The 22,626-nt window shown below is 72.4% G+C and carries 19 protein-coding genes; 12 read left to right on the top strand and 7 right to left on the bottom strand.

Annotation, left to right across the window (positions count from 1 at the left end):
• Window positions 1-27: 27 nt before the first annotated feature.
• From ACZ60J_RS07180 to ACZ60J_RS07170, 3 genes are all read left to right on the top strand, one after another.
• Window positions 28-792, top strand: a complete 765-nt coding sequence (locus ACZ60J_RS07180) for an SDR family NAD(P)-dependent oxidoreductase (protein ID WP_469679445.1) — start codon at window positions 28-30, stop codon at window positions 790-792.
• 166 nt (window positions 793-958) lie between these two features.
• Window positions 959-1,162 (top strand): cold-shock protein, encoded by a 204-nt coding sequence (locus ACZ60J_RS07175; RefSeq protein WP_469679444.1) that lies wholly within the window; start codon window positions 959-961, stop codon window positions 1,160-1,162.
• Window positions 1,163-1,439: 277 nt separating this feature from the next.
• Window positions 1,440-2,960 (top strand): DEAD/DEAH box helicase, encoded by a 1,521-nt coding sequence (locus ACZ60J_RS07170; RefSeq protein ID WP_469679443.1) that lies wholly within the window; start codon window positions 1,440-1,442, stop codon window positions 2,958-2,960.
• A 21-nt stretch (window positions 2,961-2,981) separates the two neighbouring features.
• Here ACZ60J_RS07170 and ACZ60J_RS07165 read toward each other — a convergent pair whose 3' ends face one another.
• From ACZ60J_RS07165 to ACZ60J_RS07150, 4 genes are all read right to left on the bottom strand, one after another.
• Window positions 2,982-3,317, bottom strand: coding sequence for a hypothetical protein (locus ACZ60J_RS07165; protein ID WP_469679442.1), 336 nt, complete (start codon window positions 3,315-3,317; stop codon window positions 2,982-2,984).
• A gap of 82 nt (window positions 3,318-3,399) precedes the next feature.
• Window positions 3,400-4,413, bottom strand: a complete 1,014-nt coding sequence (locus ACZ60J_RS07160) for a TolB-like translocation protein (protein WP_469679441.1) — start codon at window positions 4,411-4,413, stop codon at window positions 3,400-3,402.
• Entirely contained in the window at window positions 4,410-5,774 is a 1,365-nt protein-coding gene (locus ACZ60J_RS07155; RefSeq protein ID WP_469679440.1) for an MFS transporter, read from the bottom strand. The genes ACZ60J_RS07160 and ACZ60J_RS07155 overlap by 4 nt, the downstream gene beginning before the upstream one ends.
• Before the next feature lie 127 nt (window positions 5,775-5,901).
• Window positions 5,902-6,768 carry a glycosyltransferase gene (locus tag ACZ60J_RS07150; protein WP_469679439.1) on the bottom strand — a complete coding sequence of 289 codons (867 nt, stop codon included), beginning with the start codon at window positions 6,766-6,768 and terminating at the stop codon, window positions 5,902-5,904.
• 418 nt (window positions 6,769-7,186) lie between these two features.
• Here ACZ60J_RS07150 and ACZ60J_RS07145 point away from each other — a divergent pair, with 418 nt between their 5' ends.
• The 7 genes from ACZ60J_RS07145 (at window position 7,187) to ACZ60J_RS07115 (ending at window position 16,870) form a co-directional block, all read left to right on the top strand.
• Window positions 7,187-8,299, top strand: coding sequence for a Gfo/Idh/MocA family protein (locus tag ACZ60J_RS07145; protein ID WP_469679438.1), 1,113 nt, complete (start codon window positions 7,187-7,189; stop codon window positions 8,297-8,299).
• An 88-nt stretch (window positions 8,300-8,387) separates the two neighbouring features.
• Window positions 8,388-9,410, top strand: a complete 1,023-nt coding sequence (locus ACZ60J_RS07140) for an NAD-dependent epimerase/dehydratase family protein (RefSeq protein ID WP_469679437.1) — start codon at window positions 8,388-8,390, stop codon at window positions 9,408-9,410.
• Window positions 9,407-10,585: a DegT/DnrJ/EryC1/StrS family aminotransferase gene (locus ACZ60J_RS07135; protein ID WP_469679436.1), complete on the top strand. Its 1,179-nt coding sequence runs from the start codon at window positions 9,407-9,409 to the stop codon at window positions 10,583-10,585. The genes ACZ60J_RS07140 and ACZ60J_RS07135 overlap by 4 nt, the downstream gene beginning before the upstream one ends.
• Window positions 10,582-11,370, top strand: a complete 789-nt coding sequence (locus tag ACZ60J_RS07130) for a NeuD/PglB/VioB family sugar acetyltransferase (protein ID WP_469679435.1) — start codon at window positions 10,582-10,584, stop codon at window positions 11,368-11,370. Before ACZ60J_RS07135 ends, ACZ60J_RS07130 begins: the two co-directional genes overlap by 4 nt.
• Window positions 11,367-12,482 (top strand): DegT/DnrJ/EryC1/StrS family aminotransferase, encoded by a 1,116-nt coding sequence (locus ACZ60J_RS07125; protein ID WP_469679434.1) that lies wholly within the window; start codon window positions 11,367-11,369, stop codon window positions 12,480-12,482. Before ACZ60J_RS07130 ends, ACZ60J_RS07125 begins: the two co-directional genes overlap by 4 nt.
• Before the next feature lie 45 nt (window positions 12,483-12,527).
• The gene (locus ACZ60J_RS07120) at window positions 12,528-15,827 is read left to right on the top strand and encodes a DUF4082 domain-containing protein (protein WP_469679433.1); all 3,300 of its coding nucleotides are present in this window, start codon (window positions 12,528-12,530) and stop codon (window positions 15,825-15,827) included.
• A complete protein-coding gene (locus ACZ60J_RS07115; protein ID WP_469679432.1) occupies window positions 15,824-16,870 on the top strand; it encodes a glycosyltransferase in 1,047 nt (348 codons plus the stop codon). Before ACZ60J_RS07120 ends, ACZ60J_RS07115 begins: the two co-directional genes overlap by 4 nt.
• A 56-nt stretch (window positions 16,871-16,926) precedes the next feature.
• Here the strand turns inward: ACZ60J_RS07115 and ACZ60J_RS07110 are convergent, their stop codons facing one another.
• Window positions 16,927-17,622: a hypothetical protein gene (locus tag ACZ60J_RS07110; RefSeq protein ID WP_469679431.1), complete on the bottom strand. Its 696-nt coding sequence runs from the start codon at window positions 17,620-17,622 to the stop codon at window positions 16,927-16,929.
• An 82-nt stretch (window positions 17,623-17,704) separates the two neighbouring features.
• Between ACZ60J_RS07110 and ACZ60J_RS07105 the strand changes: the two genes are divergently transcribed.
• Window positions 17,705-19,744: an O-antigen ligase family protein gene (locus ACZ60J_RS07105; RefSeq protein WP_469679430.1), complete on the top strand. Its 2,040-nt coding sequence runs from the start codon at window positions 17,705-17,707 to the stop codon at window positions 19,742-19,744.
• Between the two features lie 2 nt (window positions 19,745-19,746).
• Window positions 19,747-20,658: a glycosyltransferase gene (locus ACZ60J_RS07100; RefSeq protein WP_469679429.1), complete on the top strand. Its 912-nt coding sequence runs from the start codon at window positions 19,747-19,749 to the stop codon at window positions 20,656-20,658.
• 3 nt (window positions 20,659-20,661) lie between these two features.
• On the opposite strand, the gene ACZ60J_RS07095 is transcribed toward ACZ60J_RS07100, so the two are convergent.
• Window positions 20,662-21,483, bottom strand: coding sequence for a glycosyltransferase family 2 protein (locus tag ACZ60J_RS07095; protein ID WP_469679428.1), 822 nt, complete (start codon window positions 21,481-21,483; stop codon window positions 20,662-20,664).
• Between the two features lie 18 nt (window positions 21,484-21,501).
• Complete coding sequence (locus ACZ60J_RS07090; protein WP_469679427.1) at window positions 21,502-22,626, bottom strand: hypothetical protein; 1,125 nt, start codon at window positions 22,624-22,626, stop codon at window positions 21,502-21,504.

The following is a 22,626-nucleotide window of genomic DNA, read 5'->3' as shown; positions in this document are numbered from 1 at the left end:
CAGACAACAAGTAGGGGAATCACCATCATGTCCGCACGATTCACCGGCAAGAACGTCCTCGTCACCGGCGCCGGCTCCGGCATCGGCCGGGCCATCGCCCTCGCCTTCGCCGCCGAGGGGGCCGCCGTGGCCGTGGCAGGGCGCACCGCGGCGCCGCTCGACGAGACGGTCCGGCTGATCGAGAAGGAGGGCGGCCGGGCCGTCGCGGTGACCGCGGACGTGACCCGCGCCGAGGACGTACGGGCCGTGGTGCGCCGTACCGTGGAACACTTCGGCAGCCTCGACGTCGCGGTCAACAACGCGGGCGTCTTCCGGGGCGGCGGCCCCGTCGCGGACCTCGCGGAGGAGGACTGGCGCAGCATGCTGGAGATCAACGTCACCGGTGTCCTGCTCAGTCTGCAGGCCGAGGTCGCCGCCATGCGCGACCAGCCCACCGGCGGGGCGATCGTCAACATCTCCTCGAACCTCGGCGCGCACACCCGCATCCCCGGGGTCGCCGGCTACCTCACCACCAAGGCGGCCGTCTCCGCCCTGACCCGGGCCGCCGCCCTGGACCACATCGCCGACGGGGTCCGCATCAACGCGGTCAGCCCCGGAGCCACCGCCACCACGATGTCGCTCCGGCCGGGGGAGACCGAAGCGGACCGCGCCGCCCGGATGCGGGACGAATCGCCGCTGGGCCGGGTGTCCTCCACCGCAGAGGTCGCGGCGGCCGTGCTCTACCTGGCGTCGCCGGACGCCGCCTCCGTGATCGGCACCGACCTGGTGGTCGACGGTGGCGCCGCAGCCTGACGAACCGGCCCGGAAACGGCTCCGGAGAAACCGGCACGGGGGCGAGGGTTTTTCGCCGGCCGGAAGGAGCGGATTTTATTCCCCGGCCGATCCGACCCGGCGTGCTAGTGTGGTTTGAGTTGCAGTTGTGGTTCCCAAAACTTTTGAGCAGTGGAGTAAGAAAAACATGGCAAATGGCACCGTGAAGTGGTTCAACTCGGAAAAGGGCTTCGGCTTCATCGAGCAGGAGGGTGGCGGTCCTGACGTGTTCGCCCACTACTCGAACATCGCCGCTCAGGGTTTCCGTGAGCTTCAGGAGGGCCAGAAGGTCAGCTTCGACATCGCGCAGGGCCAGAAGGGCCCGACCGCCGAGAACATCGTCACCGCCTGACGTTCGCGCGTAACCGCGTAGCTGGGGCCCGCACCTTGGGTGCGGGCCCCAGCTCGTTGCGTTTTCGGATCCGGGGCCGTCCGGCTCCCCGCCCGCGTGCGGCACGTATTTCGCCGACGCCAAGGGTGATAATACTTTCATGGCCGGTTGATCGAGCGAGGTTCGATCGCGCCGCCCATATCTTTTTATGTTCCGGCTCATTCTTGTGAATCCTCGTGCGGCCAGACTTTCGCTGCCGGGAACTCCTCGATGTGTGCCGAATCGAGGAAGGTTCTGCATGAACCGCACGACCCGAATGAACGACCGGTCTTCGTCCTCCCGTACGGGTGGCTCGAACGGCTCCTACCGCTCCTACAGCGGTTCCTCCGGCTCCGGCAGCCGCTCCGGTGCTCCCAAGCGCTCGGGTGGCGGCGGCTACGGGCGCCGCCCCGCCGCACCGCAGGGCGAGTTCGCCCTGCCGGTCACCGTGGTCCCCGGGCTCCCCGCCGTCGAGGCGTTCGCCGATCTGGAGATGCCGTCGCAGCTGCTCGCCACCCTCACCCGTGAGGGTGTGACCACCCCGTTCCCGATCCAGGCGGCCACGCTGCCCAACGGCCTCGCGGGCCGGGACGTCCTGGGGCGCGGCCGTACCGGCTCCGGCAAGACCCTGGCCTTCGGGCTCGCGCTGCTGGCCCGTACCGCCGGCCGCCAGGCCGAGCCGGGACAGCCGCTCGCGCTGGTCCTCGTACCCACCCGCGAGCTCGCCCAGCAGGTCACGGCGGCCCTCGCGCCCTACGCGCGTGCGCTGAAGCTGAGGATCGCCACCGTCGTCGGCGGTATGCCGATCCACCGGCAGGCCGGCGCGCTGCGCGGCGGTGCCGAAGTGGTCGTCGCCACTCCGGGCCGTCTGAAGGACCTCATCCAGCGGGGCGACTGCCGGCTGAACCAGGTCGGGATCACCGTCCTGGACGAGGCCGACCAGATGGCGGACATGGGCTTCATGCCCCAGGTCACCGCGCTGCTCGACCAGGTCCGCCCCGAGGGCCAGCGGATGCTGTTCTCCGCCACCCTCGACCGCAACGTCGACCTGCTGGTCCGCCGCTACCTGACCGACCCCGTCGTGCACTCCGTCGACCCCTCGCAGGGCGCCGTCACCACGATGGAACACCACGTCCTGCACGTCCAGAACTTCGACAAGCAGGCCGCCACGACCGAGATCGCCGCCCGCGACGGCCGCGTGATCATGTTCCTGGACACCAAGCACGGCGTGGACAGGCTCACCGAGCACCTGCTGAGCAGCGGGGTGCGCGCCGCGGCGCTGCACGGAGGCAAGTCCCAGCCCCAGCGGACCCGTACGCTCACGCAGTTCAAGTCCGGGCACGTCAGCGTGCTCGTGGCGACGAACGTCGCGGCCCGCGGCATCCACGTCGACAACCTCGACCTCGTCGTCAACGTGGACCCGCCGACCGACCCCAAGGACTACCTGCACCGCGGCGGCCGTACGGCCCGCGCCGGCGAGTCCGGCAGCGTCGTCACCCTGGTCCTGCCCAACCAGCGCCGCGACATGGCCCGTCTCATGCAGGCAGCGGGCATCACCCCGCAGACCGCGGAGGTCCGCTCCGGCGAGGCCGAACTGAGCCGGATCACCGGCGCCCAGGCGCCGTCCGGCGTCCCGGTCGTCATCACCGCGCCCGCCACCGAGCGGCCCAGGGGCGGCGGCGCCGCCCGGGGTCGCCGCAGCCGGCCCGCACAGGACCGGCGCAGCAGGACCTCCGCCGCCCGTGGGCAGCGCCCGTCCCCGACCACGACGGCGGCCTAGGCCGCCGTCCAGGGCCCCGGCTTACGCCCGGGTCCAGCGCGGGCCCGCCGCGGCGGGGGCCGGCGGGGGTTCGGCTCCGTCCAGGCGCAGGCTGCGCAGCGTGGCGTCCGTTTCGCGCTGGAAGTGCGCGTAGGTGATCAGCCGCTCCCACAGCGGGTCGGGACGGCCCGGAACGGTGGCCCCGCGCGCTTCCCACTCGCGGGCGAGCTGCTCGAAGACGACCGCCCCGCCCGAGGGGGCGGGACTGCCGCCCGACTGCTGCCGCGGAATGCCCCGAGCCAATGCGGCGGGGACGCGGTCGGGTGCCCGGTGCCGGGCCGGGGAGGCGGCGCGGGGAGTGGCCTGTGGAGTACCCATGCCCGCCCCAACGATTCTGCGGGCTCCCGGGCACGCCTCCGGGACCGGCGGGATGGAGCGCGGGGCGGGGGCGGGGAGCCCGTCAGCCCAGCCGGGTGGGCGAAGAGGCGGCCGGGGCCAGGATGCTGGGTGTCCCGGTGCCGTCCGCCGGGACCGTCCAGAGGTCCGTGGTGTCCACGGAGCCCTCGGCGGGCAGGGCGTAGGCCAGGGTCCGGTCGTCCAGCCAGAGCGCCTGATCGTCCACGCTGCGCTTCTCCGCCAGCGGCGACTCCTTCAACGTCCGCAGATCCAGCACGTGTTCGCGCCACAGGGACGCACCGCGCTGCACCCGCTTCTTGTACGCCACCCGGGTCTCGTCGGGGGACAGGGACGGGCACTCGACGTTCGAGGCCAGGGTGGTGACGCTGCGCCGCGCGAGCGAACCCTTCACCAGGTACGTCTGGTTGTCCGTGTTGAGGGTGGCGTAGAAGGTGTCGTCGTCCTTGGAGAAGGTGACGCCCCAGAAGTTGATGTCGCTCGCGCTGTAGGGGCGGCCGTCCCGCTCGATGGCGAACTTCTCCAGGTCCGGTTCGAGCGCCCCCGTACGGGTGTCCACGATCGAGGTCCGGGTGGAGAAGAACGCGGAGCCGTAGGACTCCCCGGAGACGAAGACCGTCCAGGCGGCGAAGCGGCCGCTCGGGGAGACCCGGGCCCGCGAGGGGGTGCCCGCGAGCGGGAACTCGCGCTGCGTGCGCAGCTCGGAGTCGACGATCAGCGCCCGGTTGTCCTGGGCGAGGGCGCCCGGGGAGGACCTCAGGCACACGCCGGTCCCGGCCGCGGCGTGGAACCGCATGCAGGTGAGTCCCGAGGCGGTCCGAGCGTCCTGCGGCGAGCGGTCCGGTACGGAGACGAGGGCTCCGCGGTGCGGGCCCTGCGCGCCGTTGAGGAAGGCCAGGCCGCCCCGCCGGTCGAGCGTGACCTTGCCCGGGGCGGCCGTCGGGTCGCCCGCGCGGGTCTGCTCGGAGCGGGCGGAGGCGCGCACCACCAGCACGCCGGCCACGCCTCCGAGGAGCAGCACGGCCAGGGCGAGTACGAGCAGCCGGCGTGAGCGGGTCATCGGGTTCCTCGGGTGCGTCGGGGGTGCGGGGCCCGGGCGGTGGCGCCGTCCGGGGCCGTGGGGCGGAGTACGAAACCGGCGACGGCCGCGCAGCAGCACAGGCCGGCCGCGGCGGCGGCGAGCGCCGGGCCCGAGCCCAGGACCGTCCATGCGGCGCCGAAGGCCAGCGAGCAGCCGAAGCGGGAGAGGGCCTGGCCGGTGCCCACGAGCGCGATGCCCGTGGCCCGCAGCTTCGCGGGGACGGTCGCCGCGACGGCCGCGGGCAGCACCCCGTCGGTGGCGGCGTAGAACATCCCGTGCAGGGCGAGGACCAGGTAGGGGAGCGCGGGCAGGCCGGGAGCCCACAGGAGCAGTCCGTAACCGGCCAGCAGGAGGGCGTGCCCGGTGAGGAACACGGTCCGGCGTCCGATGCGGTCGGCGAGGGCGCCCGCCGGGACGGCCAGCAGCAGGAACACGGCCGCGGTGCCCAGGGGGAGCAGGGGGAACCACCGCTCGCCGATGCCGGTGCGGTCCTGGAGCAGCAGGTACAGGAAGGCGTCGCTGACGGTGGTGAACCCGAGCAGGGCGGCGCAGCCCGCCAGCGCGCGCAGCCGGGGCAGCCGCAGCAGGCCCAGCGCGTCGCGCAGGTTCACCGCGTCCGGCTTTGGGGAGGCGGCCACGGGGGCGGAGGGCCCCCGCGGAGCCGGGACCGGGGGAGCGGCTGCTTTCGGGCGTCCGGGTCGCGGCTGCGCCCCGGACGGGACGAACAGCATGAGCACCACGACGCCCAGGGCGGCCACGCAGGCGCTGACGCCGAAGACGGCGTCGTACCCGTCGACCGTCACGCTCAGGATGAAGAACGCGGCGAGCGGTCCGAGCAGGGCCCCCGTGGTGTCCATGGCGCGGTGCACCCCGAAGGCCCGGCCCTGCAACTCGGGTGGCGTGGAGAGGGAGATGAGCGCGTCGCGCGGGGCGGTGCGCAGTCCCTTGCCGGTGCGTTCCAGGGCCAGGATCAGTGCCACCGGGCCGAGGCTGTGGGCGAGCAGCAGCAGCGGCTTGCACGCCGCGGACAGGCCGTAGCCGATCCCGGCGATCAGCTTGTGGTTGCGGATCCGGTCGGCCAGGTGGCCGCCGGTCAGCTGCACCAGCGCGCTGACCCCGTTGTACAGGCCGTCGAGGGCGCCGAAGCCGAGCGGGCTCAGGCCCAGTCCGGCGACGAGGTAGAGCGGCAGGACCGCGGTGACCATCTCGGAGGAGACGTCGGTGATCAGGCTGACCGAGCCCAGGGCGAGGACGGCCGAGGCGACGGCGGGCCCGCGGACGGCGGACCCGTCGGAGGTGGTCTTCGCGTCCTCGGGCGCGGAACGGTCCGCGAGGTACATGCTTTTCGAACTCCCGGTCGTGCGGCTGTGCGGTGAGCCAGTCGTACGTGCGAATGGCACCCTAATGGTTGTACGGGCCAACTGGGCTGGTTATGGCGCTATTCGGCCGTCCGGAACTGCCGGTGGCTCAGCCCTGCCGGCTGCTCTCGTCGCGCAGCCAGGTGGAGAAGTCCCCGCTGCGGACGGCCCTGCGGGAACCGCGGCGGGCCACGAGGGCCGCGACGACGAACACCAGCACCCCGGGGAACAGCCGCGGCTGGGCCCGGAGCAGCGCCCGCAGGTCTCCCGTACCGGTGCGCGCGGACGGCGGGGTCTCCTCCGGTCCGGAGGCCCGCGCGGCCTGGAACCGTTCCAGCTCGGCGGAGGAAGTCGCCGCCCGTACCCGGCGTTTGATCAGGTCCCCCCAGGTGCGCGGCGGGAGCACCACGACCCTGGCCGCCTCCACCACCCGTCGCTCTCCCGGCGCGAAGGCCAGGGACGCGGCCAGGTCGTCGGCCATCAGCGGCGGCAGGGCGGCGAGCCGGGCGTGCCCCGGCTCGGTCACCGCGATGACCCCGCGCCCGAACAGCCCCTCGCGGACCGCGGGCAGCAACTGCCAGACCCGGTAGTACGCCCGGACCGGCCAGGCGCAGCCGGTAAGCGGAATGTCCCGGCCGGGGGCCGCGGCGAGCAGGCCCGCGCCGGTGGCGAGGGCGTCGGTGAGGGCCCGTACGTCGGCCGCGCCGACCACCACGTCGGCGTCCACGTAGAGGCGGGGGAAGCCGTGCGCGTGCTCGTCGCCCACCCGAAGTGCCTGATGTTTCGAGGGAGTCGGGATTTCCACCACCCGTACGCGGGGGCCGCGCGCGGCGGCCACCTCGGCGGTGTCGTCCGTACAGCCGTTGCACACCACGACGATGTCGGGTCCCGGGGCCGGGGCCTCGGTCAGGAGCGCGTCGAGGAGCCGGCCGATGACCCGGCCCTCGTTGTGGGCCGGGATCACGATGCTGGTCACCCGGGAAGTATGCACGGTCGAACGCCCGTACCGACCGTTTCCTCCAACTCTCCCCGGGGGTACGCCACGTGGTCTAGATTGAACGCAGCCGACCGGAATCGGCGTGCTTCGGCAACACCGGGGTCCACGCTGCATTCCTGTCGGCACAGGGTAGTTGGGGCAGGTTTACGGGTACGGCGGCTTGGGGGAACAGGCCGCCTGTCCGGGGCCGGCCGGCGCTAGGGGTGCCGGACGGCCGGGGGGCGGAAGTACGTGCAACACGTACGGCATCGGTCGTGGGGGCCATCACCGTCGGCGGGTCACGCACGGGTCGCACAGGCGCCCGGCATGCCCTCGGCGGCACCCCCTTCCTTCGCACGCGTCCCGGCCATGGGTCGTCGACACGCCTGCGGGCGTGCGCGGAAGGAAAGGGAACGCTGTGAAGGACACCGCGAAGGACGCCGGGCGGGACGCCGCGGGCGCGGGCGCAGGTGCGGGTGCGGGACGGACCGAGCCGTTAGGGGTCGCCGTCGTCGGAGCGGGCTACTGGGGCCCCAACCTCGTCCGCAACTTCCAGTCCAGTCCGGAGTTCAGGCTCCGCTGGCTGTGTGATCTGAACGTCGACCGGGCCCGGCAGGTGCTCGGCGGCTACTCCACGGTCCAGGCGACCGCGGACTACGCGGCGGTCCTGGCCGACCCCGCGGTCGAGGCCGTCGCCGTGGCCACACCGGCCGGCACCCACCTCGACGTCGCGCTGGCCGCCCTGCGCGCCGGCAAGCACGTGCTCGTGGAGAAGCCGCTCGCCGCCACCTACGAGGACGGGCTGCGGCTGGTGAACGAGGCCGAGGAACGCGGCCTCACACTGATGTGCGACCACACCTTCTGCTACACCCCGGCCGTGGCCCGGATCCGGGACATGGTCCACTCCGGCGAACTCGGCGACATCCAGTTCTTCGACTCGGTCCGGATCAACCTCGGGCTGGTCCAGAAGGACATCGACGTGCTGTGGGACCTGGCCCCGCACGACCTCTCGGTGCTCGACTTCATCCTCCCGGAGAACGTCCACCCGGTCGCGGTCGCCGCGCACGGGGCCGACCCGATAGGCGCCGGTCAGTCCTGCGTGGCCTATCTGACGCTCCAGCTCAACACCGGCGCCATCGCGCACGTCCACGTCAACTGGCTCTCCCCGGTGAAGGTCCGCACCACGATGGTCGGCGGCTCCAAGCGGACCCTGGTCTGGGACGACATGAACCCCACCCAGCGCGTCGCCGTCTTCGACCGGGGCGTCGACCTCACGGCCCCGCAGGAGATCGGCGCCGACGAGCGCCGCGACATGCTCGTCTCCTACCGGACCGGCGACATGGTGGCCCCCGCACTCGGCGAGAAGGAGGCCCTGCGCAGCATGGTCGAGGAGTTCGCCGCGTCGATCAGGACGGGCCGGCCCCCGCTCACCGACGGCCGGGCGGGACTCCAGGTCCTCGACATCCTCGAAGCGGCCTCCCGCAGCCTGGAGTTCAAGGGTGCCGTCGTCGGACTGCGCACCGGACGTTGAGCGTTGACGACGCCGCCCGGAGCGAAGCCGCGTACGGCGCTCCGGGCACAGCAGGAAAGACCATGACCGACTCAGTAGGGGCAGGGCGTTGAGCAGCGTACGAGGCAAGAGGATTCTAGTCACCGGCGGAGCGGGCACGATCGGCTCGCACCTGGTGGACCTGCTGGTGGACAACGGGGCGCGCGAGATCGTCGTGCTCGACAACTTCGTACGGGGACGCACCGCGAACCTCGCCCGCGCCCTGCCGAGCGGGGTCGTGGACCTGGTCGAGGGAGACATCCGGGACATAGCCGCCGTGCGCAAGGCGACCGAAGGAGCCGACCTGGTCTTCCACCTGGCGGCGATCCGGATCACCCAGTGCGCCGAGGAACCGCGGCTGGCCAACGAGGTGATGGTCGACGGGACCTTCAACGTGCTGGAGGCCGCCGCGGCCGCCGGCGTGGGCAAGGTCATCGCCTCGTCCTCGGCCTCCGTCTACGGGATGGCCGAGTCCTTCCCGACCACCGAGCGCCACCACGCGTACAACAACGACACCTTCTACGGGGCCGCGAAGGCCTTCAACGAAGGCGTGCTGCGCAGCTTCCACGCCATGTACGGGCTGGACTACGTCGCACTGCGCTACTTCAACGTGTACGGCCCCCGGATGGACATCCACGGGCTGTACACCGAGGTGCTGATCCGCTGGATGGAGCGGATCGCCGCGGGCGAACCGCCCCTGATCCTCGGCGACGGAACCCAGACCATGGACTTCGTCGACGTCCGCGACATCGCCAGGGCCAACCTGCTGGCCGCCGAATCGGACCTGACCGACCAGGTGTTCAACGTCGCGAGCGGATCCGAGACCAGCCTGCTGGAGCTGGCGAACGGCCTCCTGGAGGCCATGGGCGCCGAGGGCCTGAAGCCGGAGCACGGACCGGCCCGCGCCGTGAACGGGGTCACCCGCCGGCTCGCGGACACCTCGCAGGCCGCCGAGCGCCTCGGCTTCACGGCCGAGATCGACCTGCGCACCGGCCTGCGGGACCTGGTCGACTGGTGGCGGGCCGAGCGTGCGGAGGCCGCGGCGGCCGATGCGGCCACCGGTGGCGCCACCGCCGCGGAGACCGGCCGATGAGCGCCCCGGAGACGGGAGCCGCAGCCGGCTCCACGGCCCCCGCCCGCATCCCCGTCATGATCCCGTGGCTCGGTGAGGATGAGGCACGGGCCGCCTCCGAGGCGGTCCTGTCCGGCTGGGTGGCCCAGGGACCCAGGGTCGCGGAGTTCGAACGGGCCTTCGCCGAGCGGGTGGGCGCGGAACACGGCATCGCGGTGAGCTCGTGCACCACCGCCCTGCACCTCTCCCTCATCGCACTGGACCTCGGTCCGGGCGACGAGGTCGTCGTCCCCTCGCTGTCCTTCATCGCCACGGCCAACGCGGTCCGCTACGTCGGCGCACAGCCGGTCTTCGCGGACGTCGAGGAAGCCACCGGGAACCTGACCCCGGCCACCGTGGACGCCGTCCGCACCCCGCGCACCAAGGCCGTGATCGCGGTCCACCAGGGCGGAGTACCGGCCGACGTGCACGCCCTGCGCGCCGCCTGCGCCGACTGGGGCCTCGCCCTGGTGGAGGACGCCGCCTGCGGCATCGGCGCCACCGTCGGCGGCAAGCCGGTCGGCCAGGGGGCCCTCCTGGCCGCCTGGTCCTTCCACCCCCGCAAGGTGATCACCACCGGCGAGGGCGGCATGGTGACCACGGACGACGCCGCATGGGCGGAGCGGCTGCGCCGGCTGCGCGAGCACGGCATGAACGTGTCGGCGGCCCAGCGGCACGCGAGCAGCAAGCCGATCGCCGAGAGCTACCTCGAGGTCGGCTACAACTACCGGATGACCGACATCCAGGCCGCGGTCGGCCTGGTGCAACTGGGCAAGCTGGACGAGATCGTGGCCCGCCGGCGGTTCCTCGCCGCCCGGTACGCGCAGCTCCTCGCCGGAGTCCCGGGCCTGACCCCGATCCGGGACCCCGCCCACGGCGAGGGGAACTTCCAGTCCTACTGGGTGCTCCTGGCCGAGGACTTCCCCGTCGGCCGCGACGAACTGCTCGCGGCACTGGCCGAGGCCGGAATCTCGGCCCGCCGCGGGATCATGGCCTCCCACCTGGAGCCGGCGTACGCCGGTCACGGTGCGGCGGCGCTGCCCGTGACCGAGCGGATCACCCGCGACTCCCTGATCCTGCCGCTGTTCCACACCATGACCGAGGAGCAGCAGGACCGGGTGGTGGCGGCGCTGCGCCGGCAGGCGGGCGGCGGATGAGCGGGCCGCACGGTCCGGTCGCCGGGGCCGCTGCGACGCAGAGCCTGCTCATCGTCGGTGCGGGCGGCTTCGCCCGGGAGACCGCCCAGGCCGTACGCGAGGCGGCCGCCGCCGACCTGGCGGCCGGCCGGGCCCCGCGCTGGCGGCTCGACGGGCACCTGGACGACGATCCGGCCCTGCACGGCCGGGACGTCGACGGGGTCCCCGTCCTGGGCGGCAGCGCGCTGGTGCACGCCCGCCCGGACGCCCGCGTGGTGGTCTGCGTCGGCAGCCCCCGCGACTACGGGGTACGGGCCCGCCTGGTGCGCAGGCTCGCGCTGCCCGAGAACCGTTACGCCGTCGTGGTCCACCCCACGGCGGCGCTCTCGGGTTCCTCGGTCCTCGGGCCGGGCACAGTCCTGCTCGCGCACTGCGTCCTGACGGCCGCGGTACGGGTGGGGGCCCACGTGGCGGTCATGCCGCACGTGGTGCTCACCCACGACGACGAGATCGGGGACTTCGCGACCCTGGCCTCCGGGGTCCGCCTCGGCGGCGGGGTCCGGCTGGGGCGCGGCGCCTATGTGGGGGCCGGCGCACTGGTCAGGGAGTACACGAAGGTCGGCGCCTGGTCGCTGACCGGCATGGGAAGCACGGTCCTGGCCGACGTGCCGGCCGGCGAGGTGTGGGCCGGAAGCCCCGCCCGCCGGCTGCGCGAGGCGGGGGGCCCGGCGCTCGAAGAGCTCCGGGCCGATGAGTCGGAGACCGGCCGGAGGCCGGAGACACGGATGGGGAGCACAACCGCATGAACCAGATACCGCTCGTCGACCTGAAGGCCGCGCACGCCGAGGTCGCGGACGCCTTACGCGCGGGATTCGACCGCGTGCTGGCCGACACCGCCTTCATCGGCGGCGAGGAGGTACGGGCCTTCGAGCGCGAGTACGCGGACTTCTCCGGAGTCGGCCACTGCGTCGGCGTGGCCAACGGCACGGACGCCCTGGAACTGGCCCTGAGGGCGAGCGGCGTGGGCGTCGGCGACGAGGTCGTGGTCCCCGCGAACACGTTCATCGCCACCGCCGGCGCGGTCGCCCGGATCGGCGCCCGGCCGGTCCTGGCCGACTGCCTCCCCGACACCCTGCTGCTCGACCCGCAGGCCGCGCTCGACGCGGTCACCAAGGCCACCCGCGCGGTGGTCCCGGTCCACCTGTACGGGCAGTGCGCCGACACCTCCGCGCTCGCCGCGGGCCTGCCCTCGTACGCCAAGCTTGTCGAGGACGCCGCGCAGAGCCAGGGAGCCTCCCGCGAGGGCCGCACCCCCGGCAGCGGGGGGATCGCCGCGACCAGCTTCTACCCGGGCAAGAACCTGGGCGCCTACGGGGACGCCGGCGCGGTGGTGACCGACGACGAGGAGGCCGCCGACCTGGTCCGGGCGCTGGCCAACCACGGCGGCGTCGCCAAGTACCGGCACGACGTGGCCGGCTTCAACAGCAGGCTCGACGGTCTGCAGGCCGTCGTGCTGCGGGCCAAGCTGGCCCGGCTCGCCGAGGGGAACGAGGCCCGCCGGGCCGCCGCCGCCCGCTACGACGGGCTGCTCGCGGACCTCGCCGCCACCGGACGCCTGACCCTGCCCGTCACGGCCGAGGGCAACGTCCACGTATGGCACCTGTACGTCATCCGGGTCAGCGGAGCGGACCGCGACGCGGTCGTCGGCAAGCTCAACGCCGAGGGCATCGGAGCCGGCGTGCACTATCCGGCCCCGGTCCACCTCACCCCGGCCTTCGCCCACCTGGGCCACGGCCGCGGTGCCTTCCCGCACGCGGAACTGGCGGCCGACCGGATGCTCTCCCTGCCGCTGTTCCCCCAGATCACCGCCGCCCAACAGCAGCGGGTCGTGGACGCGCTCTCAGCAGCGCTGCGCTGACGCCAGGCGTCGCATCACCCCAGGCACTCCCCGAATGAGGTTCGGATGAACAGACGGACAAGGCTGCTGCGGTACGGGCTCTTCACCGTGGTGGCAGCCCTGATGGCGGCGGCGCTACCGCCATCGGTGGCGGTCGCGGCGGACCCGTGCGGCCCCGGCTCCAACGCGATCGTGTGCGAGAACTCCAAGACGGGCACCCCGATGTCCGACTGGTTCGCACCCAGCGCCTACGGCGACATCAAGGGCTTCCCGGCCAAGGAGAGCGTGCAGGCGGGCGAGACCCTGCAGTTCAAGATCCAGTCGCCCACCGCCTACAAGGTGTCGGTCTACCGGCTCGGCCACTACGGCGGTGACGGCGCACGCCTGATGTCGACACCCGCCCAGGCGGCCCAGACCTACCCGGCCAACTTCCCCCAGGGCGGCAACCCGGCGAGCTGCAACAAGAAGGCCTCCACCGGCCTCGTCGACTGCGGCAACTGGCCCACCACCGCGAGCTGGACGGTGCCCTCCGACGCCGTCTCCGGCCTCTACATAGCCAACTTCGACCAGGCCGACGGCAACGGGGTCATGCCCTACCCGTTCGTGGTCCGCAACGACTCCAGCCACTCCGACATCGTCGTGCAGACCAGCGACCAGACCTGGCAGGCGTACAACAACTACGGCGGCCAGGACCTGTACGACGGCGGCGGCCCCGCCCCCGACGGCCGGGCCTACGAGGTCAGTTACAACCGGCCGATGGACATCGGCGGCGAGAACGGGATCTACGGATCCGAGTACCAGATGGTCGCCTGGCTGGAGCGCAACGGGTACGACGTCAGCTACATGTCCGGCATCGACATGTCGACCAGGGGCGCGACCCTGCTCCAGAACCACAAGGTCTTCATGTCCTCCGGACACGACGAGTACTGGACCCAGGACCAGTTCACCAACGCCCTGAACGCCCGCAAGGCCGGCCACCACCAGACCTACTTCGCCGGCAACGAGATCTTCTGGAAGACCCGGCTGGCCCCCAGCATCGACGGGACCAACACCGCCAACCGCACCCTCGTCTGCTACAAGGAGACCAAGCTCTCCTTCCCGCAGCCCAACGGCATTCCCGACCCCAGCGGCATCTGGACCGGCACCTTCATGGACCCGGCCAGCGCCACCAACGGGCGTCCCTACCAGCCGCAGAACCAGCTGACCGGATCGCTGTTCACCGTGAACGGCTACCGCAGCGACGCGATCACCGTGCCGGGCGCCTACGCCAAGATGCGGCTCTGGCGCAACACCACCGTCGCGAACCTGACCCCCTCCCAGACCGCCACCTTCCCCGTCGGCACGCTCGGCTACGAGTGGGACAGCGACGTGGAGGACGCGGCCCGCCCGCCCGGCCAGATCGCGATGTCCTCCACCACGGTCGACATCAACGACGGCAAGTACCGCCTCGACTACGGCAACACCTACGGCAACGGGACGGCGACGCACAGCCTGGTCGCCTTCCGGGACCAGACCTCCGGCGCCCTGGTCTTCGGCTCCGGCACCGTCCAGTGGTCCTGGGGCCTGACCAACATGCCGACCGGCAACCCGGACGACGCGGTGGTCACCGAGGACAAGCGGATGCAGCAGGCGACGGTCAACATCTTCGCCGACATGGGGGTCCAGCCCAAGTCCCTGCAGAGCAACCTCGTCGCGGCCACCGCCTCCACGGACACCACCGGCCCGGTCATCACCGTGACCAGCCCCGCGGCCAACGCCACGGTCCCCGCCCTGCGGCCTGTGACCATCACGGGCACCGCCTCCGACAGCGGCGGCGGAGTCGTGGCCCGCGTGGAGGTCTCCACCGACGGCGGAACCACTTGGAAGGCCACCACGGGCGTCGCGTCCTGGAGCTACAAGTGGACCCCGACCACCCCGGGGCCCGCACAGATCAAGGTCCGCGCGGTCGACGACAGCGTCAACATCGGCGCCACCACCACCGTGCCGCTGACCGTGGGACCCCAGCAGTGCCCCTGCACCGTCTGGCCCGCAGCCGCCGTACCGGGCACGGTCAACGCCGGAGACGGCAGTGCCGTGGAACTCGGCGTCAAGATCCGCTCCTCGGTGCCCGGTTCGATCACGGGCATCCGCTTCTACAAGTCCCCGGCCAACACCGGCACCCACACGGGCAGCCTGTGGACCGCCACCGGCCAGCGCCTGGCCACGGGCACCTTCACCAACGAGACGGCCTCCGGCTGGCAGCAGCTCAACTTCTCCTCGCCGATCCCCGTCAAGGCCAACACCACCTACGTCGCCTCCTACTTCGCCCCCAACGGCGGATACTCCTTCGACACCACCTTCGCCTCGTCCGATGCCGGACTGGCCCCCTTCACCGCACTGAAGAGCGGTACCGACGGCGGCAACGGCGTCTACCGCTACAGCGGCACCGGCGGCTTCCCGTCCACAGCGTCGTCCGGCAGCAACTACTGGGTGGACGCGGTCCTGGACACCGCCACCGCGAGCACGACGCCCCCGACCGTCACCACGACCACCCCGCAGTCCGCGGCGACCGGAACCTCGATCACCACGACGGTGAAGGCCACCTTCAGCACCGCCGTGGACGCCGACACGCTGGTGTTCACCGTCAAGGATCCCGGCGGCACCTCCGTCCCGGGCAGCAAGGTCCTCGACGTCTCCAACAGCGCCACCTTCACCCCGTCCAGCGAACTGGCACTCGGCACCACCTACACAGCCTCGGTGCAAGCCTCCGACCTGTGGGGCAACGCCATGGCCGCGCCGGTCACCTGGACCTTCACCACCAGCACCAGCCCGCCGGCGGTGAACTGCCCCTGCACCCTGTGGGGTCCGAACGCCACACCGACCACCGCCAACGTCAACGACGACACCAACTCCGTCGAACTGGGCACCCGCTTCCAGTCCACGGTCGCCGGCTACGTCACCGGCATCACCTTCTACAAGGGCCCCGGGAACACCGGCACGCACACCGGCAGCCTCTGGAAGGCCGACGGCACCCTGCTGGCCACCGGAACCTTCGGCAGCGAGACCGTCTCGGGCTGGCAGCAGCTGCACTTCACCACCCCGGTCGCCATCACCGCGAACACCGAGTACGTGGCCTCGTACCACGCGCCGAACGGCAAGTACTCCGTGGACGGCGGCTACTTCGGCGCCGCGCACCGCTCCTACCCGTTGGTGGCCCCGGCCGACGGCGGGACCGCGGGAACCGGCAACGGCCTCTACAAGTACGGGGCGGCCACGGTCTTCCCGAACAACACCTTCGGATCGGTGAACTACTGGGTCGGCCCGGTCTTCACCACCACGCCCCCCGCCCCGCTGGTGGAGGGATCCACGGAGGTGTCCGGGCAGTGAGCACGGTCAGCGTGGTGATCCCCTGCTACAAGTACGGCCACTTCCTGGCCGACTGCGTCAAGAGCGTCCTGGACGAACAGGAAGGCGTCGACGTACGGGTACTGATCATCGACGACGCCTCTCCCGACGACTCCGCGGACGTCGCGCGCGCCCTCGCGGCGGCCGACCCGCGGATCGAGGTCCGGGTCCACGAGAAGAACCAGGGCCACATCGCCACCTACAACGAGGGCCTGCTGGAGTGGGCGGACGGGGACTACGTCGCCCTGCTCTCCGCCGACGACCGGCTGGTCCCCGGCGCCCTGGTGCGCGCCGCGGCCCTGCTCGACGCCCATCCGGAAGCCGGCTTCGCCTACGGCAGGCCGCTGCGGTTCCAGCACGGCGGGCCGCTTCCGGCGGCCCGCACCCGGTCCACCGGCTCGGTGGTCTATCCCGGGCGGTGGTGGCTGGAGCGGCGCTTCCGGGAGGGCACCGGCTGCATCACCTCACCCGAGGTGGTCGTGCGCACCAGCCTCCAGCGCAAGGTCGGGGGGTACGACCCGGAGCTTCCGCACGCCGGTGACATCGAGATGTGGATGCGGCTCGCGGCCCACGCCGACGTGGGCTACGTCCGCGGCGCCGACCAGGCGTTCTACCGGGTCCACGGCAACAACATGTCCACCACGGACTTCGGCGGGCAGCTCGACGACCTCCGCCAGCGCCTCGTCGCCTTCGACTCGGTGCTGGAGAAGTGCGGCGGGCAGCTCCCGGAGGCGGGCCGGCTCTCCACCGCGGCCCGCACCCGGCTCGCCCGGTACGCGCTGCGGCGCGCCTACCGGGCCTACGACCGCGGACGCACCGCGGTGGTACCGGTCGAGGAACTGGAGGCCTTCGCCGCCGAATGCCTGCCCCGGTACACCGCGCTCGCGGAGTACGGGGCGCTGCGCCGGCGCCGGCGGATCGGGGCCCGGGTGATGCCGTACCTCCAGCCGTTCGTGCTGTCGGCCGTCGCCGACCGGGGCCGCGAATGGCTCTGGTGGCAGTCCTGGAAGCGCCGAGGAATCTGATGACATCGCACCACCGCCCCGAACCAGGGGCGTTGGCGGCCCGGCGGCCCGCTGATTCAGCGGGCCGCCGCGGCCGTCGGCACGGGACTCCCGTCCCGCTCCGTCCCGCTGCCCCCGGCGTCGGCGCGTTCGCGCCGGCGCCGGGCGCGGCCCGCCAGGAACTGATCGGTCCACAGCGCGCAGGCCGTGCCGGCGACCAGGGCCAGGAGGGCCGTCCCGGCCAGCCCGCGGCTCTTGGTCCCGAGCTGCGCCACCGCGGACGGCGGCACCAGCAGGGTGACGCTCATCCGGCCCGCGGCCGGGATCTGCTGCTCGGCCTGCATGTCCGAGAGGTGCTTCCCGTAGACCTCCAGGACCGCTCGCACCGAACGGTCGGCCGTGGCCGGGTCCGTGTGCTGCACCTGGATCTGGAGGGAGGGGATGAGATAGCGCGGGGTGACGCTCGTGCCGCTGTTGCGCGGGATCAGCCGGTAGCTGCCCTGCACCCCGGCGGCGCGCAGTTCGGCCTCCCCGTCGGAGGAGTCCAACTGCTGTACGGCGGCCAGCGAGACGGCGGCCAGCGGCGGCTGCAGATTGGCCAGCTGGTTCGGCTGGTTGCCGGTCACCGGCGGCTTGAGGACGACGATCGCGGTGCTCACGTACGTGGTCGTGGGCCGGAGCACCTGGAGCGCCCCGGCGGCCGCCAGCACTGCCGCCAGGACCAGTACGTACCAGCGGCGGCGCAATGTGCGGAACAGCTCACCAGGCGACACAGGATTCCTTCCGTCGTGTTCGATCTTCCCAGGACGCCGGGCAACACGCCAACGGTTCCCGGGCAGTTGCGAGGGAGCGTTCGTGAACATCGGTGAGATAGGAGCGGTGTTGCGGCGCCGCTGGTACGTCATGGCGCCCCTGACGCTGTGCGGCGTCCTCGCCGGAGCGCAGCTGTACCAGTCGGTCCCGGTGTCCTACCAGTCCCAGAGCTCGGTGGCCCTGCTGGACTCCGCGGCCGTGGCCCAGCTGGCCCCCGCCTTCGGCAACCCCATCGCGAACGCGGGCGGTTCGCTCGTGGTGACCGCCGACGTGCTCATCAGGACCCTGTCGGGCGCCGATGCGGCCCGGGACCTGCACGGGCTCGGGGTGACCGACCCCTACACGGTCGGTTTCGCGGCGAACGCCTCGGGCCCGATGCTCACGCTGACCGTCACGGGCACCAACCGGGCCAAGGTGCTCAGGGAGACCAGCCTGCTCACCGACTTCGCCGGGGAGCAGCTCAACGCGCTCCAGGCGGCGGCCAAGGTGCAGCCCGCGTACTTCGTGCAGACCGCCCCCGTGGTGCTGCCGCAGACCCCGAAACCACAGCTCAAGACCCGCTACCAGCAGGTCCTGGCCGTGCTCATCGCCGGCCTGGTCGCCGGCTTCACGGCCTCCTTCGTCCTGGAGAGCATGCTGGCGGGCCGCCGCCGGCGGCGCGAGACCGCCGCGGCCGCCGCGGGGACGGCCGCCCCGCGCGTGCGCAGGCGGACGCGCCACCGGGAGCTGGACGCCGCCGCCCTGCTGACCGGCTACCTGGGGCTTGCCTTCTTCATCCCCTCGAACCTGACCCTGCCGGGTCTGGGCGGCGTGGGCACCCCGGCCAACGTCTTCGCGCTCCTGGCCCTGTTCTGGTACCTGGCGACCTGGCTGACCGGCCGGATCAGACCGGCCCCGGGGACCCGGCTGCCCCGGGTCGTGATGTGGCTGCTGGCCGTCTCGGTCCTGGCCTCGTACCTCGCGAACGCCTCCCGGGGCAGTTCGCACAAGGAGGTGCTGGGCGCCGACCGGGGGCTGATCGGACTGCTGGTCTGGGTATCGCTGGTGGTGCTCGTCTCCGCCGGGATCCAGGACCGGGCACGCCTGGACGTGCTGCTGCGGCGGGCCGTGGTGATGGGGGCGGTGGTCGCCGCCATCGGCTACTACGACTTCTTCACCGCGACGAACATCGCCGAGAAGATCAGCATCCCGGGGCTCCAGTCGAGCGTCGCGCAGATCACCACCCTGGACCGCGGGGCGTTCACCAGGCCGCGGTCGACGACCGCGCAGCCCCTGGAGTTCGGCGGCATGCTCGCCCTGCTGCTGCCCTTCGCGATCCAGCAGGCCTTCGATCCGGCCCGGGCCCAGCTCAGCCGCTGGCGCCGCTGGGCCCCGGTCGTGCTGATGGGCGGCGCCCTGCCGCTGACGGTGTCCCGGACCTCCATCATCGGCGCCCTGATCGTGGTGCTGGTGATGGTGCCCCGGTGGAAGCCGCAGCGCCGCTGGACCGCCTTCGGCCTGCTGTTCGGCTCGGTGGCCGTCTTCAAGGTCCTCGTCCCGGGCCTGATCGGCACGATCACCACGCTCTTCGCGTCGTTCCTGGGGAACTCCGACAGCAGCACCCAGGCCCGCACGGTGAAGTACAGCGCGATCGTGCCCTACCTGGAGGAACGCCCGCTGTTCGGCCGGGGTTTGGGCACCTTCACCCCGGACCTCTACTTCTTCACCGACAACCAGTACATGCTGACCCTGGCGGAGATGGGGCTGCTGGGTCTGCTCGCGATCCTGGCGCTGTTCCTCACCGGAATCCACCAGGGCGGCGCCATCCGCCGTCTGGCCGCCGACGAGTCCGACCGGGAGCTCGGCCAGGCCTTCTTCGCCTCGGCCCTCGTCGCCCTGGTCAGTGCGGCCACCTTCGACGCCCTCAGCTTCCCGATGTTCGCCGGGATGTTCTTCCTGACGATCGCCGCCGGAGGCAGCTACCTCGGCTTCATCCGGCGCGCCGCGCCCGAGCCCCGAAACGTGGAGTCCCCGTGTCTTCCGACAGCAAAGCCTCCGACAGCACAGCCTCAACCGGCAGCACGGCTGCAGCCGGCCCCGTAGCCGTGCTCGTCGTCACCTGGAACAGTGCCCGGGTGATACCCGAGTTCCTCGCCTCCCTGCCGGAGGGCATGGCCGGCGTCGACTGGCGCCTCGTCGTCGCCGACAACGACTCCGCCGACGGCACCGTGGACCTCGTCCGGTCGCTGGCTCCCGAGGCCACGGTCGTCGAGACGGGCCGCAACGCGGGCTACGCGGCCGGAGTGAACGCCGCCCTGGCGGCCGCCGCCGGATGGGAGGGCGGCTTCCGCGCCGCCCTGGTGTGCAACCCGGACATCCGGATGCGGCGGGGCTGCGCGGAGCTCCTCGTGGGCGCGCTCGGCGCCCCGGTGGACGGTGGGAGCCGGGTGGGGATCAGCGTCCCGCTGCTGTACGAGGAGGACGGGACGCTCCACTACTCGCTGCGCCGGGAGTCCCGGGTGACCCGCGCCCTGGGCGAGGCCGTGATCGGCAACCGCCGCGCGGGGCGCTTCCCGCGCTGGAGCGAGCTGGTCACGGACCCGTCGGCGTACGGGCGCAGGACGGTCGCCGACTGGGCGACCGGCGCCCTGATGGCACTTTCCCGGGAGTGCCTGGAAGACTGCGGCGCCTGGGACGAGTCGTTCTTCCTCTACTCGGAGGAGACCGAGTACTGCCTGCGGGCCGGCGACCGGGGCTTCGCCACCCGGCTCGAACCCGCGGCCTCGGCCGTCCACCTCGGCGGGGACTCGCAGGTCTCCCCGCGGCTGTGGACCCTGCTGACCCTCAACCGCGTACGCCTCTACGGCCGCCGCCACTCGGCGCCCGCCACCGCGGCCTTCCGCGCGGCCGTGCTGCTACGGGAGACCTCCCGGGCGGCGCTCGGCCGCCCGGCGAACCGGGCCGCGGCACGCGCCCTGGCCAGCCGGACCGCCCTGCGCGCCACGCCGGGGCCCTGACACCTAGCTGACGGGGGCCGGACCGGTGGGCGCCGGCCCCTCCCAGGCGGTGTAGAAGCTCTCCGGGTTGACCAGGTACCGGACCGTGGGACGGGGCAGGTGGCGCAGCTCGTGGCGCCGGCTGTAGCGGCGCATCAGCTCCCAGTCCTCACGGGGCAGCACCTCGGGGGTCCGCCGCAGCCGGCTGAAGTACAGGGCCGGGGTGCGGCGGGCCACGAAGGCATTGGTGTCGAGGAAGGCCTCGTGCGCGCTGCGGCGGCGGTCGAAGGGCACCGACAGCACGTCCCGCTGGGTGCCGTCGGGGAGGATCCTGCGCAGCGCCGTGTACACCGCGTCCGGTCCGCCCGGCGACTCCAGGGCCGTCAGGGCCTGCTCCAGGTGGTCCGGCTCCCACAGGTTGTCGTCGTCCAGGAAGGCCACGTACCGGGAGCGGCTGAGCCGGATCCCCACATTGCGCACCACCCCGGCCGTGGCCGTGTTCCGTGCCAGTGAGACCGCGAAGAGCCGCGGATCCGCCGGGAGTTCGGGCAGCCCGGCGCCGTCGTCCACGACGACGACCACCTGGTCGGCCACGGTCTGCGCCAGGGCCGAGCGCACGGCCGCGCGCAGGGCCTCGGGACGGCGGTGGGTGGCGATCACGGTGGCCACCAGGGCGGACGGCGGCCGCTCCAGGAGCGAGCCCAGCCGGCGGGCCTCCGCGTTCTCGAAACGGCGCAGCCGCAGGGCGGAGGGGGCCAGCAGGAGCTTGTTCCTGGCTTCGAAGAGCACCAGCCAGCCGAAGGCCCGCTTGAGCAGCTCCCAGGGGGCCCGGGCGATGCGGCGCATGTCATGTCCTCTCGGTGGTCAGGGGGAGGGTTCGGGTACGACGGGACGCCCGTCCGACATCCGGTTGCCGCGCCACACGTTCCCCGCGCCGCCCGCGTTCCACGCGGCGACCGCCCCGTAGAGCCCGCTCTTGGGGTGGTACTGGGTGGAGAACACGTTGTCCGTGACCTGGATGCCGGTGGCCCCCGGGCCGCCGCCGTAGAGCGCGTACGCCCCTCCGGCCAGCCAGTTGTTGTCGACGATCACGTTGGAGACCACGCCGGTGTCGGCGAAGAGACCGAGGGCCGCGCTGGCGCCCTTGTCGACCGGGACGGAGTTCAGCAGGGTGTTGTGGCGGACCGTCAGCCGGCCCTTGTTGCCACCGCCGCTGATCACGGCGTCGGTGTGCTGCCACTCCCCGCCCAGGTTGCGGAAGGCGACGATGTCGTGGACGTAGTTGTCGTGCAGGTCGCCCTGGCCCATGGACAGGGCGTTGCCGAACACCGAGACGTCGCACCAGCCGACCTCGACGGAACTGTCACCCATGTTGGACACCGCGTAGTTGACGCCGCCGTTGTCGGGGCCCTTGCCCGGTACTGCGGTGATCGTGGTGTGCAGGACCCGCAGGCCCTTGAAGCCCGGACGGAGGTTGACGCCCCACCAGTTGGTCGAGGTGATCCGGCTGTCGATGATCGTGACGTTGTTGGCGTAGACGTCCAGCGAACCGCGGATGTCCCAGCCCTTGATGACCGTGCCGTCGGTCTTGATCGACATGTTCCCGGTGTCGTGCCGCTCCAGCGCGATCCGCGGGCCGGTGGAGCGCGCGTCGGGGAAGCCGCAGGCGCCGGGTGAGGTGCCGTTGCAGCCGGGGCCCGGTGCGGGCGGCGGTGCACTGCTGCCCGGCGGGGGAGCGGCCGACGAGGAGGGGGAAGCCGCGGAGGGGCTCGGGCTGACGGATGCGGACGGCGAGGCGGAGGGCTCGGTTGAGGGCACCGGCAGCGGGAGGGGCTTCTCCTCGCCGGGGCACTCCAGGGCGGCTTCCGGGCAGGAATCGGCTGCCGACTCGCTGCGGCCCGTCCGCTCGGCCTGGTAGAGGGTCAGGGCGGCGACCAGTAAGAACCCGGCCAGCAGCCAGGCCCACAGTCGTCTGCGAAGGCGTGCCAT

The organism is Streptomyces sp. NPDC104226 (assembly GCF_055584085.1).
The sequence above is the reverse complement of the archived record's forward strand: the minus strand, read 5'-3'. Positions and strand labels throughout refer to the sequence as shown.

Bases quoted from the DNA above. Each gene is read 5' to 3' on its own strand.
- ACZ60J_RS07175 (WP_469679444.1), top strand. From the start codon at position 959: ATGGCAAATGGCACCGTGAAGTGGTTCAACTCGGAAAAGGGCTTCGGC.
- ACZ60J_RS07125 (WP_469679434.1), top strand. From the start codon at position 11,367: ATGAACCAGATACCGCTCGTCGACCTGAAGGCCGCGCACGCCGAGGTC.
- ACZ60J_RS07135 (WP_469679436.1), top strand. From the start codon at position 9,407: ATGAGCGCCCCGGAGACGGGAGCCGCAGCCGGCTCCACGGCCCCCGCC.
- ACZ60J_RS07165 (WP_469679442.1), bottom strand. From the start codon at position 3,317: ATGGGTACTCCACAGGCCACTCCCCGCGCCGCCTCCCCGGCCCGGCAC.
- ACZ60J_RS07120 (WP_469679433.1), top strand. From the start codon at position 12,528: ATGAACAGACGGACAAGGCTGCTGCGGTACGGGCTCTTCACCGTGGTG.
- ACZ60J_RS07155 (WP_469679440.1), bottom strand. From the start codon at position 5,774: ATGTACCTCGCGGACCGTTCCGCGCCCGAGGACGCGAAGACCACCTCC.
- ACZ60J_RS07170 (WP_469679443.1), top strand. From the start codon at position 1,440: ATGAACCGCACGACCCGAATGAACGACCGGTCTTCGTCCTCCCGTACG.
- ACZ60J_RS07180 (WP_469679445.1), top strand. From the start codon at position 28: ATGTCCGCACGATTCACCGGCAAGAACGTCCTCGTCACCGGCGCCGGC.
- ACZ60J_RS07130 (WP_469679435.1), top strand. From the start codon at position 10,582: ATGAGCGGGCCGCACGGTCCGGTCGCCGGGGCCGCTGCGACGCAGAGC.
- ACZ60J_RS07090 (WP_469679427.1), bottom strand. From the start codon at position 22,626: ATGGCACGCCTTCGCAGACGACTGTGGGCCTGGCTGCTGGCCGGGTTC.
- ACZ60J_RS07160 (WP_469679441.1), bottom strand. From the start codon at position 4,413: ATGACCCGCTCACGCCGGCTGCTCGTACTCGCCCTGGCCGTGCTGCTC.
- ACZ60J_RS07095 (WP_469679428.1), bottom strand. From the start codon at position 21,483: ATGCGCCGCATCGCCCGGGCCCCCTGGGAGCTGCTCAAGCGGGCCTTC.